This window comes from Flavobacterium johnsoniae, from assembly GCF_030388325.1.
GTDB classification, from domain to species: Bacteria; Bacteroidota; Bacteroidia; order Flavobacteriales; family Flavobacteriaceae; genus Flavobacterium; species Flavobacterium johnsoniae_C.
This window is the reverse complement of sequence record NZ_CP103794.1, coordinates 1,968,042-1,987,000: the sequence shown is the minus strand read 5'-3', so window position 1 is coordinate 1,987,000 and position 18,959 is coordinate 1,968,042. Positions and strand designations below refer to the sequence as shown.

Sequence of the window (18,959 nt, the reverse complement as noted above, 5' to 3'; positions counted from 1 at the left end):
TACAGTATACATAAATGTACGTAAATGAAACCAATTCTACAATTATATCGAGGTTATGCTAATGAACAAGAATTAATTGTAATGGGACACGTTTTAAGAAGAGAAAACAATTATGATTTTCAGAGGCGAAACTTAAAAAATGCCCGCTCAATTCTCAATTTATTTAGAATAAAAACCATTAAAAACTTCGATGTTTATCTTCATTATAATGACCAAACAATTCATACTAAAACTTTAGATGACGGTTATTTCAATTTTTGTATTCCGCTAGAAAAAGAAACTCATTTTGGATGGATGCCTTATGAAGTGAGTTTGAAATACAACAATGAAACTATAACCTGCAAAGGCAGTTTTATTAGACCTCACAAAGGAAAACTCGGAATCATATCTGATATTGACGATACTTTTTTGATTTCGCACACGAATAATTTCTTTAAAAAATTATATATTTTATTGTTCAGAAATGTAAACGACCGAAAAGTTTTTAAAGATGTTGTTTCACATTATCAAGCATTGAGTTCTGCAGGACGTCAAAATACTGAAGAAGTAAATGCATTTTTCTACATCTCAAGTAGTGAATGGAATTTGTACCGATTTATTGCAAAATTTACTAAAATAAACAAATTGCCAAAAGCAGTTTTTTTACTTAAAGATATCAAAAGAGGGATTACCGATTTTTTTATGAGCGGCAGAGGAAACCACGATCATAAATATGAAAAAATAAAACATGTTGTAGAATTTTATCCGACTTTAAAATATGTTTTAATGGGCGACGATTCGCAACACGATCCAGTTTTGTACGAGCGAATCTGCAAAATATTTCCAGTAACTGTTATAGCGGTTTATATTAGACAAACTGGTAAATCTCAGAAAAAAGAAGTGACCAAAATTTTAAAGAATTTAGAAAGCTTAAATGTTTCTGTTTGTTATTTTAAAGATAGCAGTCAAGCGATTGAACATTCTAGATCTATTGGAATTATAAAGTAGTTTGTTTCAGGTTTCAGGTTTCAGGTTTCAGGTTTCAGGTTTCGAACTGAGTGAATATTTTAACGCAAAGTTCGCTAAGATTTTTGATCTGAGGGCTTAATGAAAAACGAAAAGTTCGCAAAGCTTATCGACAAAGCTTTGCGAACTTAAATATTCTCAATGTATATCAATTAGTAAAAAATAGTCTTAGCGAACTTTGCGTTAAAAATTACTCATCCTAGCAAAACTTGAAACCTGAAAAAAAACTATGCATTAAAGCTATCAATTTCTTCTTGCACAATTTCCCAATCGCTTAATAATTGATCTAAATCGGCTTTCTTTTTGTTGTAAGCTGTAAAAAATGAAGCATCTTCTATATGTTTATCATAATTGGTTTCCAGCATTTTATCGTCGTGCTGAATTTGTTTTTCCAATTGCTGAATTTGACTTTCAATTTTACTTAATCTATTTTGAAGTGTTTTTCCTTTTTTCTGATCTTCGTAAGAAACCTTCGTATTTTCTTTTGGAGCATTTGTTTTTACAACATCTTTCTTTTCAACTTCACGCATATTTTCAAGATTACGCTGTTCTAAAAAGAAATTAATATCGCCCAGATATTCTTTGATTTTTTGATCTTTAAACTCGTAAACGATATTTGACATTCCCTGAAGAAAATCCCTGTCGTGAGAAACCAATAATAAAGTTCCTCCAAATTTTTGAAGCGCCGCTTTTAAAACATTTTTAGATTTAATATCTAAGTGGTTCGTAGGCTCATCCATCAGCAATACGTTAATTGGCTGTAATAAAAGTTTACAAAGCGCCAAACGGTTTCGTTCTCCTCCAGAAAGTACTTTTACTTTTTTCTCTACATCATCTCCGCGAAACAAGAAAGAACCTAACATATCACGTACTTTCATACGGTTTGTGTCGGTTGCCGCATCTTCCATTGTTTGAAGCAAAGTAATTTCTCCATCTAAATATTCTGCTTGATTTTGAGCAAAATATCCTAACTGCACATTGTGTCCTAATTTGATATTTCCAGTATACTCAAACTCATTTACTAAAGCTTTAATGAAAGTCGATTTTCCTTGTCCATTTTGTCCAACAAAAGCAATTTTACTTCCACGTTCAACCAATAAACTTATATCTTTTAAAATCGTTTTGTCTCCGTAAGCTTTCGTAACATTTTCTGCTTCAATTACTACTTTTCCAGGTTCTTTAGAAACAGGAAAAGAGATATTCATTACAGAATTGTCATCCTCGTCAACTTCGATTCTTTCTACTTTATCTAATTTTTTAATTAACGATTGAGCCATTGAAGCCTTTGAAGCTTTTGCACGGAATTTCTCGATTAATTTTTCAGTTTCCTCAATCTTTTTCTGCTGATTTTTTTGAGTTGCTAGTTGTTTCTCGCGAATTTCATGACGCAATTCTAAATATTGAGAATAAGGTTTATTGAAGTCGTATGCTTTCCCTAATGAAATTTCGATTGTTCTGTTGGTAACGTTATCCAAAAACATCTTATCATGCGATACAATTACCACAACTCCTGGATAATTTCTAAGAAAGTTTTCTAACCAAATAATACTTTCAATATCTAAGTGGTTGGTTGGCTCATCCAGAAGCAAAACATCATTAGATTGCAATAAAAGTTTTGCAAGCTCGATACGCATTCTCCAACCTCCAGAAAATGTTTCAGTTTGATTATTGAATACTTCTCTTTTAAAACCTAAACCCAAAAGGATTTTTTCTGTATCTCCTACGTAATTGTAACCGCCTAGAAGTTCAAAACGATGTGTGTAATCAGAAAGATCTTCAATGATTTGGCCGTATTCTTCACTTTCATAATCCGTTCTGGTAACCAATTGATGGTTGATTTCTTCTAGTTTTTTTTCTACAACTTTGATTTCTGTAAAAGCCTCGTATGCTTCTTCCAAAACGGTTCTTCCCTGTTCAAAATCAATATCCTGACGCAAAAACCCCATTCTGATATCTTTCTCTTGAGAAATAACTCCAGAGTCTGGTTTAAAATCTCCAGCCAACATTTTTAGCATTGTCGATTTACCCGCTCCGTTTTTACCAACAAGACCAACTCGGTCTCCAGCTCCTAAACGAAAAGTAACTTCTTCAAATAAATATGTTCCTCCAAAAGAAACCGAAAGATTGTGTATATTAAGCATAATTTGTGACTGTTGTTACAAGAAATAAAGGCGTAAAAATGTACCTTTGATAAAATTTTTGCAAATGTTAAAAAAAGGATCGAAACTAAATAGCATTTTAACAGGAAGTTGTCCAAAATGCCAAAAAGAAAGCATGTATGAAGACAAAAATCCGCTTCATTTGACTAAAGTTCTAAAAATGAATGAAAATTGCAGCCATTGCGGATTCAAATATCAAATTGAACCTTCATTTTTTTACGGTGCAATGTATGTTAGTTACGCATTGAATGTCGCAGTCGGAATTGCTGCATTTATTGTTTCTTTTGTTTTTTTCGGAGCAACTATCGAACAATCGTTTTTAGCAATTATTTTAACGCTTGTGGTTCTATTTCCTTTCGTGTTACGCCTATCAAGAAACTTATACATTAATATGTTTGTTTCTTATGATCCTAAGGCCGGTCAGGAGTAAGACTTTTTAAATATCTTTTATGGAATCTCTTAATATCTGCCTCACGGTCTATTGGAGTTCCATTTTCAATATTTTCATATAACATTTTTGCCAATGCTGGCCCCAACATTACCCCTCGTGTTCCTAATCCGTTAAGAACATGAATAGAATTATATGCTTCATGAGTACCTATTAAAGGTCTTCTGTCGGCTACCGTTGGTCTTACACCTGCAAAATGTTTTACAATTTCAAAATCGCAAGTGATGATTTCCTTAATGCGGTCTACAAGTTCTTGTTTTCCTTCTTCTGTCGGAAGACCTGTTTTATCATGCCAATTATAAGTCGCTCCAACTTTAAATAAATTACCTCCAACTGGCAGAATAAAAACACTTGTATTAACAATCAGATCTAATTTCAAATCAGGTGCTTTTATTAAAAACAATTCGCCTTTTGTTCCATCCAAAGGAAGATAATTAAAATAAGGATTTTTATGCAATCCAAAACCTTCCGCAAATATGATATGACGCGCTTTAATATTTTTATATTGAATTCCTGAATCAAGAATCTCTAAGAAAGAACTATGAAAAGATTCTTCCAGAAGTAAATTATTTTCTTTTAAATAAGTGTTGTAGCTTTCTAACAATTGTCTGGTCTTAACATAACCTGTATGCAAAACTTCTCCATAATCATGCGGAGAATCAATACTTTGATATTTTTTTGTAATTAACTTCGTTGATAAAAAAGGTGCTAAATTTATTTTATCTGAAGCAGCAAACCAATTATTCTGTTCTTCAATTGAAAAAAACTTTCGAAGAATAGGCATTTTATAATTGAATTTTTCCTTTAATTTATCTTCAACTTGATCATAGAATTCATTCATTAAAACCAAATGCTCTTTAGCATTCCAAACTTCACTAAAACGCTTTAAAATAACAGGATTATATAATCCACCCGCAATTCTTGAAGAATTCTGCGATTTATCGTCTATAAGTAAAATAGTTTTGTTGTTTTTAAGGGCAACTTCGGCAAAAGAAATTCCAGCCAATCCAGATCCAACAATTAAATAATCAAGCATTTTGAAGTGTATAAGTAAAATAAAAAAACTCTTACTACAAAGGTAGCAAGAGTTTTGGTTATAATTTAGTTACTGTCTTAGTAATTCCACATATCTTCTTCAAAATTACGAATCTTCTCTTTTACTCTTTCAGATTCCAGCAATTGACTTTGAGCATCATCACGTATATAATCTTTAATTTCTCTATCTCCATACACGTTCTCTTCTTTATATATAACGCTATTAAATCTTCTTGAGTTTAAAATCTGATCAAATGAAATAGGAAGCGCTGAATTTTGGTCGTTAAAAGCTTTTGCTTCATGCAGAACATCTCGCGCATTCGGAAAGAAAACCCAAAAAAGTTCGATATAATCTTTCTCATCACTATTCATCGTATAAACGTCTGGAGTAACAGGACAAATGCCAAGCAAACGATATTTCAACTCACTTTGACGTTTGTCAAAATACCAAAAACCTTTAATCTTATATTGGCTAACATCTGCCGCAGTTAAATCCTGTTTCAAAATATATTCAGCCGGAACTGTTCTTGTAGGCCCAACCGTTTCCTCAACATAAGATACACTCTTATTTTTTCCCTTTCCTGTAACTACTTTTTTCTTAACCACCCGAGATCTATAATCATCCGGATATTGATTAATTAATTCTCTACCCGCATCAGTTGTATCTACACGAGATAAAGCTCCTTGAATATCCTTCAATGATTTTTTTGTATTAAAATAACTATCCGTATAAACTTCAGTTATCTTACCATCTTTTATTGCTTTAGTTAAAACATCATAAAGTGAACGTCTATCTGGACCGATATTCGCAGTATCTACAGGGAAATATAAAGGAAAATTGATCTTTTCGTTTAAATCAATAATCTCCCAAACAGTTTTCCCCATCAAAATATCTCTATCATTTACATAACCGTACGCCAATGGCTTATCATTATCCGATACTAACTGCGCCGCTGTTTTTATTCCAATTTGGTCAGCAGTTTTAGCATTAAGTAAATTAGACTGTGCTTTAGAAGTATAGCTCCCAACAACAGAAACAATAGCTATTAAAAAAACTTTTATTTTCATCATGATTTATATTACAAGAAATTAAACGTAACTTTTTAAAATATATTGTGTTCTTTTTCCTACATAATACAAATGTAGTAAATTATTAAAAAGATGATTAAAATTGGGGCTACTTTTTAAACAAAAAAAAACTCTTACTACAAAGGTAGCAAGAGTTTTTATAATTATTATGCAATGTATCAACTTAGTAGTTCCACATATCTTGTTCGAAATTGCGAATTTTTTCTTTCACTCTTTCAGATTCTAACAACTGATTCTGTGCATTGTCTTTCATGTAATCGCTAATAGCGCGGTCTCCATAAAGATTTTCTTCTTTGTAAACAACAGCATTAAAACGTCTTGAATTTAAAATCTGATCAAATGAAATTGGAAGAGCTGAATTGTTGTCATTAAAAGCTTTTGCTTCGTGCAATGCTTCCCTAGCATTTGGGAAGAAAACCCAGAACAATTCAATATAATCCTTTTCATCACTATTCATAGTATAAACATCAGGAGTAACTGGACAAATTCCTAGTAAACGATATTTCAATTCACTTTGACGTTTGTCAAAATACCAGTATCCTTTTACTTTATACTGAGTAACATCAGCAGCAGTTAAATCTTGTTTCAAAATGTATTCAGCAGGAACCGTTCTTGTTGGTCCAACTGTTTCTTCAACATAAGACACACTTTTGTTTTTTCCTTTACCAGAAACCACTTTTTTCTTCACAACACGTGATTTGTAGTCATCTGGATATTGGTTAATCAACTCTCTACCAGCATCTGTTGTATCAATACGAGATAAAGATCCTTCGATGTCTTTCATAGATTTTTTAGTATTGAAATAACTATCTGTATACACTTCAGTTATTTTTCCACCTTTAATAGCTTTAGTCAAAACGTCGTATAGAGAACGTCTATTAGCACCAATATTAGCTGTATCTACCGGAAAGTATAATGGAAAATTGATTTTCTCATTTAAGTCAATGATTTCCCATGTAGTTTTTCCCATCAAAATATCTCTATCATCTACATAACCATAAGCCAAAGGCTTATCATTATCAGATATCAATTGAGCAGGAGTTTTAAGTCCAATCTGAGCTGGCGTCTTAGCATTAAGCAAATTAGATTGCGCATTAGAAGCAAAACCTCCAGCGATAGAAACAATAGCTATTAAAAAATTTCTTACTTTCATCGTGGTATCATTATAAGATATTGAATGTAGTTTTCACTACTTTATTATTGTATTTCGTAAATTACCGGAGCAGTTCTTGGCAATAAATAACTACCAGCTCCAACAAGTTTAGTTTTAATTTCAGAAATAGTAACTTGGTCTCCTTTACCTGCTCTTGAAAGTACTTGTTTACATTGTGCATTCATTTTGTTTCCTGTAACAACAACTGTAGGTTGTCCAGCAATCTTCATATTGAATCCAACAACATCTAAACCAACTTCAAAATCAAAATCAAGTAATTTAGCTCCAATAGTAGCAATCTCTAAGTTAGATTTAGGACCTTTAACAACTCCCATTTCTCCTCTGATTGTTCCTGTTGGACCAGGAATACCTTTAATTCTGAATGTTTTCTTGTCTGATACTTTTTCACCATTTGGCAATGTACCAGTTACAGAAATTGTAGCTTCAGTACCTTGTCCTGGGCTCATGTTATATTTTCCTGGTTTTCCAGCTGAAGATAATCCTGGAGCACTAGCTATCACTTTATTATCAGCAACACCAGCGAATGATACAGAGATTGGGTTAACAACACCTCTATAAACTACATTCATTTTATCAGCAGAAATTGTAGCAGAATTTGGTCTTGGAACTACAACATATTTTCCTGCAAATTTCAAAGGAATATTTTTACCATCCTCTAAGAATGTAAATTGTCCATTGATATTTTGCTCTCCAACTCCACCAGCAGTTAATGAGATAACAGCTTGTCCATTAACGATTTGTCCTGGACCTTGGAATGAAGTAGGTTTAGTGTTTTCATCATAACGACCTAAAACAACTTTACCTGTAACTTTTTCTCCTTGGAAATATGCATTTTTATCTAAAACAACAATCGCTTGATAGTTACTGTAAGAAGCAGCAGCAACCGCAGCTTTTCCTAAAGCACTGTTATAAACGTCAGCCTCAGTCTTTTTAACATCATTTTGCCAAGTTGATAATTTTGCAGCTGTTGCAATTGCTGGGAATCCTTTAAAGTGATAAGCTAAATACTTTTCTTTGATTCCTTCTTTATTTTTTACATCAGAAACATCAAATTTCTTTTCAACCTCAGCAATAATTGCTGCGTATTTTTTATCCGTTCCTAAAGCAGCTTTGATATCAGCTTTATACTTTTCGATTTTAGAAATAATTTCGTTACCTTTTTTAGTGTAACCGTCTCCTGTAAACCAGTCGTCGATATTATCTCCTCTATCCATAGACTCGTAAGGCATTTTTCCAGTTTCTTTTTCAACTTCAAAACCTTTAACAGCCTGAGCTTTTAGAGTAGCTATATAATCATAAAAATCTTTTGTAATTGTTTCTACTTTGTGAGCAGTAACTGCTGCAATAGCAAATTCTCCTTTTGCTTCAGCAGCTTTCTGATCTAAAGATGTTAATAAACCTGCGTTTGTTTCCGTTGAAGTAGTATTTGCACTTTCAAATTTCTCATTCATCAAACCAAAAGCAGAAATAACTTCTTTTGATACGTTCATTGCTAACATCGCGATGAAAACCAGATACATCAGGTTAATCATCTTCTGTCTAGGGGTTAATTTTCCTCCTGCCATTTTTTTCTAATTAGTTCTTTATTAATAAATTTAATATTAGTTAAAAACTAATTATCCTTTGTTACTCATTGCAGAAAGCATACCACCATAAACACTATTTAAAGAAGCAATGTTTGCAGTCATAGACGCCATTTGTTCTTTTAATTTAGAAGCGTTTTCAGCGATTTCTTTGTTAGCCTCAGCGTTTCTAGAAGCGCTTTCTAACTGTACTTTATATAAACTGTTTAATGATTCCATTTGAGCAGCAGCAACAGATAATTCTTCAGAATATTTCTTTTGTCCTGCGATTGAATCTACAGTTGGAGCAATTCCTTTTGCAGCAGATTCGAAGTTTTTGATACTATTTCCTAAACTTGACATTAATTCACCGTCAATTTTAGCTTCTTTTAATAATGTATCTAATTTTTGAGATAATAATCCTTGAGCCTCAGTTGGGTTTTCAGCTTTAGCTTCTTTTTTTCTAGCTTGTCCGTTAGCCAATTCTGGATAAACTAAAGTCCAATCTAATTCGTCTTCAACTGGTTCGAAAGCAGAAAGAGCAAAAATTAATGCCTCAGTAACCAATCCAATTGACAGCATAACTGTTCCTGTTAAAGGTCCAAGTTCAAAGTGAGTAATTTTGAATAAAGCTCCAATAATTACCACTGCCGCTCCCATACCATAAGCGAAATTCATTGCTTTTTTACTTAATAATGCCATAATACTTTTTTTTAGGTTTTAAATAGATTTGTTGGATATTGATAAAATTATAAAATTACTTTCTTTTGCTTCCGTTTCCGTTACCAGTTACTTGAGTTCCCATGTAATCTTGTACAGTTCTGAAACCGATATAACTTCTAGCTGAATCAGCGTATTCGTGGTCACGAGTACTTACTTGCAAGAAATAAGCAACATCTTTCCAAGAACCTCCACGAACAACTTTTCTTTGGTTTTTACCATCAATTACGTTTGGATTCATTGTAGAAACATATTCGTAAGCGTTTGGATTGTAAGCTGAATCTGTCCACTCTGAAACGTTTCCTGCCATGTTGTACAATCCGTAACCGTTTACTTCGTATGATTTTGCTTCAACAGTATACAAAGCTTCATCAGCAGCATAATCACCTCTACTTGGTTTGAAGTTTGCTAAGAAACAACCTCTATCGCTTTTAGTGTAAGGACCACCCCAAGGGTAAGTTGCAGATTCTAGACCACCTCTAGCGGCGTATTCCCATTCCGCCTCAGTTGGTAATCTGAAAGCATTTACAAGATCACGACCTTTTTTCTTAGATTTGATGTAGCTATTTTTGTTTAAAGTTCTCCAAGCACAGAAAGCTTTTGCTTGTTTCCAAGTCACACCAACTACAGGATATTCTCCGTAAGCTTTGTGCCAGAAATAGTCATTATGCATTGGTTCATTATATGAATAAGCAAAATCTTTAATCCAAACTGCAGTATCAGGATATACATTCACCTGTTCTGTTTTAACGAAGTCACTTCTTTTTCCAACTTTAGCTTTTGCAGCAGCTTGAATATCCATCCAAGAATAACGGAATTTCAATTTATTTACGTCAATTGTTCTTAATCCGTTGTAAGATTCTTCAATTGGCAAGTACATAGAATCCATTACCTCAGCATAATATTCATCTGGATATGCTTTAGTATCTTTAATTAATTTTACTTTTTTATTTAATTTTCTTCCAGCATATGGATCATCTTTTGTACCAACACTATAATAGTTATCGTACATATATTTATCGTAAGCTGTCATTTTTTCTGGATCAGAATCATTAAAAGCATAATCAGCAATACTTCCGCTTTTTTTACCTTTATCTCCCGTACTTTTTTGTCCAGTTTCATCTGCTAAAATTGCTAAACGAACTCTCATTGTAGAATCTTTTACCCATTCTACAAATTGACGATACTCACTATTTGTAATCTCAGTTTCATCCATATAAAATGAACGAACAGTTACAGTTTTAGTTGGAGCATCTTCCACATTAGCTAAATCCGCGTCTGATTTACCCATAATAAAAGATCCACCCGGAACCAAAGTCATTCCATAAGGTTTTTCAGGATGCCATTTCCCTCCTGTAACACCAACTAATTCACCTTTGTCACCTGACTTACCACAGCCAATTACCAGTGTTAACATTGCTGCAAATGCAATAAACTTCTTCATATAAATTTGGATTATCTATTCATTATTAAAAGTCCGTAAACGTATTTATTATTTATCTAAAAAACAATACTACTTGCGAAATTTATTTTACCGTTCAAAAATAATGTTAAATAAAATAAAAAAAAAATATTTTATCGATAAACTGTGTCAAAAAATCGATGTAAAACGTTAATTTTTATCATATGTAATCATTTTCTCACTAATTCAATTTAACTATTTTTCTTATTTTTTAAAAAATTAAGATTTACCTTAAGTTTTCAAATTACAAAGCATTTTTACGCTGCGCTTTCCACCATCTTTCTGGCAATTCCTGATTGCAAGCGGCCAAGTATTCATCATAAGAACAGGGTAATAACGTATTTCTTTTTAATTTATTGCTGCCATTTGATTCAAATGGAATTTCAATCCACCAACGATCCGTTTTGTCACTTTTATAAAATATAAGTTCTTCATCTTCAAGCGGGACAATATACTTCAAATAATTGGCGCGACTTCCGAAAGGATATTCTTTTGAACGGTAGTGATATCCTTCAATAAAATACCACACAATCTGCGAAATAATTACAGATTCTGCCATTGTACTATTATGATTAAAAACACCAAAAGAAGTAACTTTATCACTAATACCAGCGTATCTTGCTAAAGCACAAATTTCTTTGCCATTAAAACCATTGGGTTCAAATGTTACTGTGTTTCCTGAAGCTGAAGATTTTACAGAATTTAAATCGATACTCACCAAATCTGCATCTCTAAAAACAGGCTCAGCCAAAGTGATTTTATTAGAGATTTCGCCCAATCGATAAGCATCAAAAAACAACTTTTGGATTAAGTCGATTTCTTCTTGCGAATTATAATAAGTCTGATAGCCTATATTACAGTAATTAAAAAGATTATTTGGTTCATCAATAATTATTTTAGTAAGATACGAATTAGCTGAAACCGACTCATTTTCTTTTCCAAAATCAAATTTATTATCGACCGCAACTAAATTAACCATTTGCTCTAAGTCATCGTAAGCACGATACAAAGCATAGGTTAAATCCTGAGAACCTCCCAGGACTATAGGAATCACTTTATTCTTGATCAAAGAGGCTGTAACTTTTTTCAATGCGAAGTAAGTATCCTCAACAGAATCACCAGCAAGTATATCTCCTAAGTCAGCAATTGAAGCATCCCAATTACCTGGAAACATACTATATAATTTTTTACGAACAGCAGTAAGATTAACTTCATTAACCATATTGATGTTTGTACGATCTTCTAAAACACCAATTATAGCAATATTAATTTGTTCTATATCTGGAAATTGTTCTTGTGTATGAAAAACAATTTTACTTCCAAGCTCTTGCGAAGACAGTCCTCCAACGAATTTTACAATCGCATCATTAACTGGTTCTAGAAAATCAAATTCCATCTATTTTATTTCTTTTTAGCAACTGTTTTTTTAGCTGGAGCTTTTTTAGCCGTTGTTGTTTTTTTAGTCGGTTTTCTTTGCTGGTGTTTTAGCAATCATTTCTTGAACCTGAGCCAATGTTAATTGCGTAGCATCAACATCTTTACTTAGTTCAATTTTGATTTTTCCTTTTAGAATGACAGAACGTCCCCAACGAGCTTTTTCTACTACAATTCCTTCTTCTTCCCAATTATGAAGAACTTTATCGATGTTTTTCTGAAGCTTGTCTTCAATAAGCTCTTCTACATCTGATTGCGATAAATTATCAAAATTATATTTCTTGCTCACATTAACAAAAAGTCCATTCCATTTGATGAATGGACCAAAACGCCCCACTCCCTTTTGAACAGCTTCTCCTTTATAAACAGCAATTGGCGCATCAGCAAGTGCTTTTTCGTCAATCAATTCTTGAGCTCTTTCTTTAGAAACACCTAAAGGATCTTCGCCTCTTGGCAAAGAAATAAATACACTTCCATGACGTACATAAGGACCGTAACGACCGTTATTCACTTCTACTTCTTCTCCTTTATATTCTCCTAAACTTTTTGGAAGCAAGAATAAATTCAAAGCTTCTTCAAGTGTAATATTTCCAATATTCTGATCTGCCATTAAGCTAGCAAACTTTTTATCCTCGTCGTCTGCCTCGCCAATTTGAGCCATTGGACCAAATTTTCCTAAACGAACAGAAACTTGTCTTCCGTCTGCATCTTTTCCTAAAATCCTTTCTCCACTTTCGCGTTCCGCATTTGCTTCAACTTCTTTTACATTTGGGTGAAACTGATTGTAGAAATCTTGCATCATTTTTGCCCAGTCGATATTTCCTTCTGCAATTTCGTCAAAATCTTGTTCTACTTTCGCAGTAAAATTGTAATCTAAAATGTTTCCGAAATTCTTCACCAAGAAATCAGTTACAATTGTTCCGATATCTGTTGGAACTAATTTCCCTTTATCAGAACCTGTATTTTCCTTTAATAACTTCTCTCCTACTTTACTATTTTGCAAAGTCAATTGAGTATAATTACGTTCTTGACCTTCGAGAGTTCCTTTTTCAACATAATTTCTATTGATAATTGTTGAAATTGTTGGTGCATAAGTTGACGGACGTCCGATTCCAAGTTCCTCTAATTTTTTAACTAGAGATGCCTCAGTATAACGTGCCGGTGGTCTTGAATATCTTTCTGTAGCTGTAATATAATTATTCGCTAGTTTTTCATTTACTTTTAAAGCTGGAAGCATTCCTTCTTGTTCTTCTTCATCGTCATCGTGACCTTCTAAATAAACTTTTAAGAAACCTTCAAAAAGCAAAACTTCACCAGAAGCAGTAAAAATTTCATCATGATTATCCGCTTCGATTTTTACGTTTGTTCTTTCCAATTGTGCATCACTCATTTGCGAAGCCAAAGTTCTTTTCCAGATCAAATCGTACAAACGAGCTTGGTCACGGTCGATATTTACTGTGTGACGTGACATATCAGTCGGACGAATTGCTTCGTGCGCTTCTTGTGCTCCTTTATTTTTATTAGCAAAAACTCTCGGTTTAGAGAATTCTTTCCCGTAAGACTTGATAATTTCAGCTTCAGCAGCATCCATCGCCTCTTTAGAAAGATTCACAGAATCCGTTCTCATATAAGTAATAAGTCCCGCTTCGTATAAACGCTGTGCTAATTGCATGGTAATTCCAACTGGCAAATACAATTTTCTTGCAGCTTCTTGTTGAAGTGTAGAAGTTGTAAAAGGTGCTGTTGGAGATTTTTTGGTAGGTTTAGTTTCTAAATCTACTACCTTATATTTAGAACCGATGTTTTGATTTAAGAAATCTTCGGCTTCTTTTTTAGTATTGAAGTTTTTTGGCAGTTTTGCTTTGAAAGCTTTCCCAGCTTCATTTACAAATTCTGCAACAATTGAATAAGTTGCAACTGCGTTAAAACCTTGAATTTCGCGTTCTCTCTCTACAATTAAACGTACAGAAACAGATTGTACACGACCTGCAGATAGTCCGCCTTTGATTTTTCTCCATAAAACTGGAGATAATTCATACCCCACTAAACGGTCTAAAACACGTCTAGCTTGTTGTGCATTTACTAAATTATAATCAATTTCTCTTGGATTATCAATTGCTTTAAGAATCGCAGATTTTGTAATCTCATGAAAAACAATTCTTTTCGTTTTTTTTGTATCCAGTTTCAATTCTTCCGCCAAGTGCCATGAAATAGCCTCTCCCTCGCGGTCCTCATCGGATGCTAACCAAACCGTTTCGGCATTCTTAGAAAGTGATTTTAGTTTCGTTACCAAAGCTTTTTTATCCGGAGAAACTTCATATTTAGGTTTAAAACCATTCTCTACATCTACCCCTATTTCCTTTGATGGTAAGTCTGCTATGTGACCATAACTTGACTCCACCTGAAAATCACTCCCAAGAAATTTCTCGATCGTTTTCGCCTTTGCAGGTGACTCCACTATTACTAAATTCTTTGCCATTGCTCTATTTTTCTGCAACAAAAGTATTTATTTTTTTTAAATATTAACCTTACGAATGAATTTTTGAAGTATTTTGATATTATGAAACTTAAAATTGCAGATTTATCTGTATTATTCTCCATAATATATATAGGTATAACTTTTAAATGATTTATCACGGAGAAATCACTTTATTTTAAGTTTTGATATTAAAACTTCCAACTCTTTTTTAGATTAACTACTTACGAAGAAAAAAAGTTTTAGGTTTTCATAAGGCGTAAATCTAAAATCTATAATTTTTAAAACATTGTTAATTCTTTATCTGACATCTTGTCATATTCATTTCAATTACGCTATCTTTGCACTTTGAAATTTTACAATGGAAAAGATTATTGAAGAAAGCAAACAGGGCGAAAGTCTTGTTTTAGAAAATAAACCTGAGAATACTAAAAAACTCTTTATAGAAAGTTACGGCTGTGCGATGAATTTTTCGGACAGTGAAGTCGTAGCTTCCATTTTGTCTGACGGAGGTTATAACACAACTTCTGTTTTAGAAGAAGCCGATTTGGTTTTAGTAAACACTTGCTCTATTAGAGACAAGGCTGAACAAACCATTCGTAAACGTCTTGAAAAATATAATGCGGTAAAACGCACGAATCCGAAAATGAAAGTAGGCGTTTTAGGCTGTATGGCTGAACGTTTGAAAAGTCAGTTTTTGGAAGAAGAAAAAATAGTAGATCTTGTCGTTGGTCCTGATGCTTATAAAGATCTTCCAAATTTATTGGCTGAAGTTGAAGAAGGACGCGACGCCATTAATGTAATTTTATCAAAAGAAGAGACTTACGGAGATATTTCGCCTGTTCGTTTAATGAGTAACGGAATTACTGCTTTGGTTTCGATCACTCGTGGATGCGATAATATGTGTACATTCTGCGTTGTGCCTTTTACACGCGGACGTGAGCGCAGCCGTGAGCCTCAAAGTATTATGGCTGAAATTCAGGATTTGTGGAATAAAGGTTTTAAAGAAATTACACTTCTTGGTCAAAACGTTGACAGTTACCTTTGGTACGGCGGCGGTTTGAAAAAAGATTTTGTAAACGCTTCTGAAATGCAAAAAGCAACTGCTGTCGATTTTGATCAATTATTAGAAATGGTTGCGGTTGGTTTTCCTAAAATGCGTATTCGATTTTCGACTTCAAATCCGCAGGATATGCACGAAAGCATTTTACATGTTATTGCGAAATATCCGAATATCTGTAAACATATTCACTTGCCGGTTCAGTCTGGAAGTAATAGAATTCTAAAAGAAATGAATCGTCTGCATTCTCGTGAAGAATATATGGCTTTGATTGATAAGATTAGAGCAATTGTTCCAGATGCATCGATTTCTCAAGATATGATTGCTGGTTTCCCAACTGAAACGGAACAAGATCACCAAGATACAATGAGTTTAATGGAATATGTGAAATATAATTTTGGTTATATGTATTCGTATTCTGAACGTCCTGGAACTTTGGCCGGAAGAAAAATGAAAGATGACGTTGAAGAAGAAACGAAAGCCAGAAGATTACAAGAAATTGTTGATTTACAGCAAAAACACGCTTGGTTTAGAAGTGAAGAATTTGTTGGAAAGACCGTTGAAGTTTTAGTAGAAAAAGTTTCTAAAAAATCAAAAGAAGAGTTTTCGGGAAGAAATTCTCAAAGTATAACGGTGGTTTTTCCAAAAGAGAATTATAAAATTGGAGATTTCGTAAACGTAAAAATTATAAGTTGTACTTCTGGAACTTTAAAAGGTGAAGCGGTTGGATATTCTGAGATGAATTAGTTTTTTTACCGCAAATTACGCAAATTCTCACAAATTATTTTTCATGATTGACATAAACGAATATTACTACAAGAAAGATCAAAATTATCAAATTGTAGGCTTATGTATGGAAGTACACAGATTATTGGGACCTGGATTACTTGAAATTGTGTACAAAGATGCGTTAGAAATTGAATTTAAGAATAATAACATTCCTTATCATAGAGAAAAAGAATTTTCAATAGAATATAAAGGAGTTATTTTACCTCATAAATTTTATGCAGATTTTATAGTTCATGAAGATATAATATTAGAAGTAAAATCAGTGAGAGAAATCAGTAACGATCATCTTGCTCAAACATTAAATTACATGAAACTTGCAGATACTCCAGTTGGAATAATTGCAAACTTTCAAAACAAATCATTAGTACACAAAAGATTGATAAATTCATAAACAGAATTTGCGCTAATTTGTGTAATTTGTGGTTAATGTAATAATAAACATTTCTAACGGATTTTTAAAAAATCTGGTTAATCATTTTAATCTGTGGCAAAAGATAAAAATTATAAGCCAAAAGTTTAAAAGTTAAAGGTCAGAGTAACAACCTGAAACCTGAAACAAACAAAAAACTTGAAACAAAACTATATGGAAACAGTTCAAGCAATAAAACAACGATTTGAGATTATTGGAAATGATCCGAAATTAAATCGTGCTATCGAAAAAGCCATTCAGGTTGCTCCAACTGATATTTCGGTTATGGTAACTGGGGAAAGTGGTGTTGGTAAAGAAAATATTCCTAGAATTATACATTCGCTTTCGCACAGAAAGCACGGAAAATATATTGCAGTAAACTGCGGTGCAATTCCAGAAGGAACTATTGACAGTGAACTTTTTGGACACGAAAAAGGTGCTTTTACAGGCGCAACAAGCACACGTGAAGGCTATTTTGAAGTTGCCGACGGCGGAACAATATTTTTAGATGAAGTTGGTGAATTACCCTTAACAACTCAGGTAAGATTACTTCGTGTTTTAGAAAATGGTGAGTTTATAAAAGTGGGTTCTTCGCAGGTTCAAAAAACCAATGTGAGAATTGTTGCTGCAACAAACGTGAACTTATTTAATGCAATCGAAAAAGGAAAATTCCGTGAAGATTTGTATTATCGTTTAAGTACAGTCGAAATCACCTTACCTCCTTTAAGAGAAAGAAACGACGATATACATTTATTGTTCAGAAAATTTGTAGCCGATTTTGCTCACAAATACAAAATGCCACCTTTAAAACTAGACGACGACGCTGTTCAGCTTTTACAGAAATTTAGATGGAGCGGAAATATTCGTCAGCTTCGAAATGTGGCAGAACAGATTTCTGTTTTAGAAACCAATCGCGATATTACATTGGCAACTTTACAATCTTATTTGCCTGCTGAAGGAAGCAACTTGCCTTCTGTAATCAACGACAGTAAGAAAGAAAGCGATTTCAGCACAGAAAGAGACATATTATATAAGGTCCTTTTTGACATGAAAAGTGACTTAAATGACTTGAAAAAACTGACTCTGGAATTAATGAAAAATGGAGCTTCTAAAGTTCAAGACATTAATCCGAATTTAATTCAGAAAATATACGGTAATCAGCAAAACGATAGCGAAATTGATTTTGAAGAAGAACCAAGAACTGCGGTTATGACACCAACTGTTCGCGAAGAAAACTATCAAATTCCAGACGATAACTATTTATTTGCTGAAACAATAGAAGAAGAGGAAATTTTACGTTTGGAACAGAAAGAAATCGAAATGATCAAAAAATCATTAGAAAAAAACAAAGGAAAACGTAAAGCAGCCGCAGATGAATTAGGTATTTCAGAAAGAACTTTATACCGCAAAATCAAACAATTCGATTTATAATACAAATAAATTCTAAAAAGCAAATTCCAAATTCCAATTATCTATATTTGAACACAATTGAAATTTAAAACATTGGAATTCTCCCAATAAACATTATGAAAAAAATATATTCTCTTTTTGCATTTTTGAGCCTTTTTATGTTGAGTGGCTGTTCGGTTTATAATTTTACCGGAACGGGTACAATTGATGGCAAAACATTTCAAGTTAATTTCTTCCATAACAATGCAGATTTGATTGAGCCTGGAATTGATAGAACTTTTACATTGGCTTTGCAGGACTTGATTATGAATCAAACCAACTTAAACTTGGTTCCAAATGGAGGTGACTTAGTTTACGAAGGAGAAATTACCGATTACAGAACTACTCCAATGACCGCAACAGCTGTTGGGGCAAATGGTGAGGTTGGTGCCGCACAAAACCGTTTGACTATTCGCGTTAATGTACGTTTTACCAATAAAAAGAAAGAAAAAGATGATTTTGAAAAATCTTTCGAATTCTATTATGACTTTTCAGGACAGCAGCTTCCAACAGGAACAGTTCTAAACGACGCTATAAAAACTATTTTCGAAAGAATTACCCAAGACATCTTTAATGAATCTTTGGCAAAATGGTAATTTTTGGTTTAAGTGTTAATTTTTTTATTCGTTAAATCGATAAAATGAAAACACAGAACCAGCAATTAAACAAATAACCGATTAAACAAAAA

The 18,959-nt window shown here is 33.1% G+C and carries 14 protein-coding genes and 1 pseudogene; 6 read left to right on the top strand and 9 right to left on the bottom strand.

All coding sequences use genetic code 11. From position 1 onward, the window contains the following. Nucleotides 1–24 precede the first annotated feature (24 nt). Nucleotides 25–987 carry an App1 family protein gene (locus NYQ10_RS08785; RefSeq protein WP_289880056.1) on the top strand — a complete coding sequence of 321 codons (963 nt, stop codon included), beginning with the start codon at nt 25–27 and terminating at the stop codon, nt 985–987. A gap of 245 nt (nt 988–1,232) precedes the next feature. Here the strand turns inward: NYQ10_RS08785 and NYQ10_RS08780 are convergent, their stop codons facing one another. Next, entirely contained in the window at nt 1,233–3,146 is a 1,914-nt protein-coding gene (locus tag NYQ10_RS08780; protein ID WP_289880054.1) for an ABC-F family ATP-binding cassette domain-containing protein, read from the bottom strand. A 64-nt stretch (nt 3,147–3,210) separates the two neighbouring features. Between NYQ10_RS08780 and NYQ10_RS08775 the strand changes: the two genes are divergently transcribed. After that, entirely contained in the window at nt 3,211–3,594 is a 384-nt protein-coding gene (locus NYQ10_RS08775) for a DUF983 domain-containing protein (protein WP_289880051.1), read from the top strand. Here the strand turns inward: NYQ10_RS08775 and NYQ10_RS08770 are convergent. From NYQ10_RS08770 to topA, 8 genes and pseudogenes are all read right to left on the bottom strand, one after another. Continuing rightward, the gene (locus tag NYQ10_RS08770) at nt 3,575–4,648 is read right to left on the bottom strand and encodes an NAD(P)/FAD-dependent oxidoreductase (RefSeq protein WP_289880049.1); all 1,074 of its coding nucleotides are present in this window, start codon (nt 4,646–4,648) and stop codon (nt 3,575–3,577) included. The two genes, NYQ10_RS08775 and NYQ10_RS08770, sit on opposite strands and share 20 nt — an antisense overlap. Before the next feature lie 77 nt (nt 4,649–4,725). Beyond that, nucleotides 4,726–5,715, bottom strand: coding sequence for a gliding motility protein GldN (gldN, locus tag NYQ10_RS08765; protein ID WP_289881017.1), 990 nt, complete (start codon nt 5,713–5,715; stop codon nt 4,726–4,728). 184 nt (nt 5,716–5,899) lie between these two features. Continuing rightward, entirely contained in the window at nt 5,900–6,889 is a 990-nt protein-coding gene (gene gldN / locus NYQ10_RS08760) for a gliding motility protein GldN (protein WP_276175049.1), read from the bottom strand. Between the two features lie 44 nt (nt 6,890–6,933). Next, nucleotides 6,934–8,475, bottom strand: coding sequence for a gliding motility protein GldM (gldM, locus tag NYQ10_RS08755; RefSeq protein WP_289880048.1), 1,542 nt, complete (start codon nt 8,473–8,475; stop codon nt 6,934–6,936). Between the two features lie 51 nt (nt 8,476–8,526). After that, a complete protein-coding gene (gene gldL, locus NYQ10_RS08750) occupies nt 8,527–9,174 on the bottom strand; it encodes a gliding motility protein GldL (RefSeq protein WP_289880046.1) in 648 nt (215 codons plus the stop codon). Between the two features lie 55 nt (nt 9,175–9,229). Beyond that, nucleotides 9,230–10,636, bottom strand: a complete 1,407-nt coding sequence (gene gldK, locus NYQ10_RS08745; RefSeq protein WP_289880042.1) for a gliding motility lipoprotein GldK — start codon at nt 10,634–10,636, stop codon at nt 9,230–9,232. Nucleotides 10,637–10,898: 262 nt separating this feature from the next. Then, entirely contained in the window at nt 10,899–12,050 is a 1,152-nt protein-coding gene (locus NYQ10_RS08740; protein ID WP_289880041.1) for a formimidoylglutamase, read from the bottom strand. 5 nt (nt 12,051–12,055) lie between these two features. Next, a pseudogene (gene topA, locus NYQ10_RS08735) lies at nt 12,056–14,567 on the bottom strand (type I DNA topoisomerase). Nucleotides 14,568–14,925: 358 nt separating this feature from the next. Here topA and miaB point away from each other — a divergent pair. The 4 genes from miaB (at nt 14,926) to NYQ10_RS08715 (ending at nt 18,867) form a co-directional block, all read left to right on the top strand. Beyond that, nucleotides 14,926–16,371 carry a tRNA (N6-isopentenyl adenosine(37)-C2)-methylthiotransferase MiaB gene (gene miaB, locus NYQ10_RS08730; RefSeq protein WP_289880039.1) on the top strand — a complete coding sequence of 482 codons (1,446 nt, stop codon included), beginning with the start codon at nt 14,926–14,928 and terminating at the stop codon, nt 16,369–16,371. Between the two features lie 43 nt (nt 16,372–16,414). Further along, entirely contained in the window at nt 16,415–16,804 is a 390-nt protein-coding gene (locus tag NYQ10_RS08725) for a GxxExxY protein (protein WP_289880036.1), read from the top strand. 192 nt (nt 16,805–16,996) lie between these two features. Continuing rightward, nucleotides 16,997–18,253 carry a sigma-54 interaction domain-containing protein gene (locus tag NYQ10_RS08720; protein WP_289880033.1) on the top strand — a complete coding sequence of 419 codons (1,257 nt, stop codon included), beginning with the start codon at nt 16,997–16,999 and terminating at the stop codon, nt 18,251–18,253. 95 nt (nt 18,254–18,348) lie between these two features. Further along, nucleotides 18,349–18,867, top strand: a complete 519-nt coding sequence (locus NYQ10_RS08715; protein ID WP_276175058.1) for an LptE family protein — start codon at nt 18,349–18,351, stop codon at nt 18,865–18,867. The last annotated feature ends 92 nt before the right edge of the window (nt 18,868–18,959 follow it).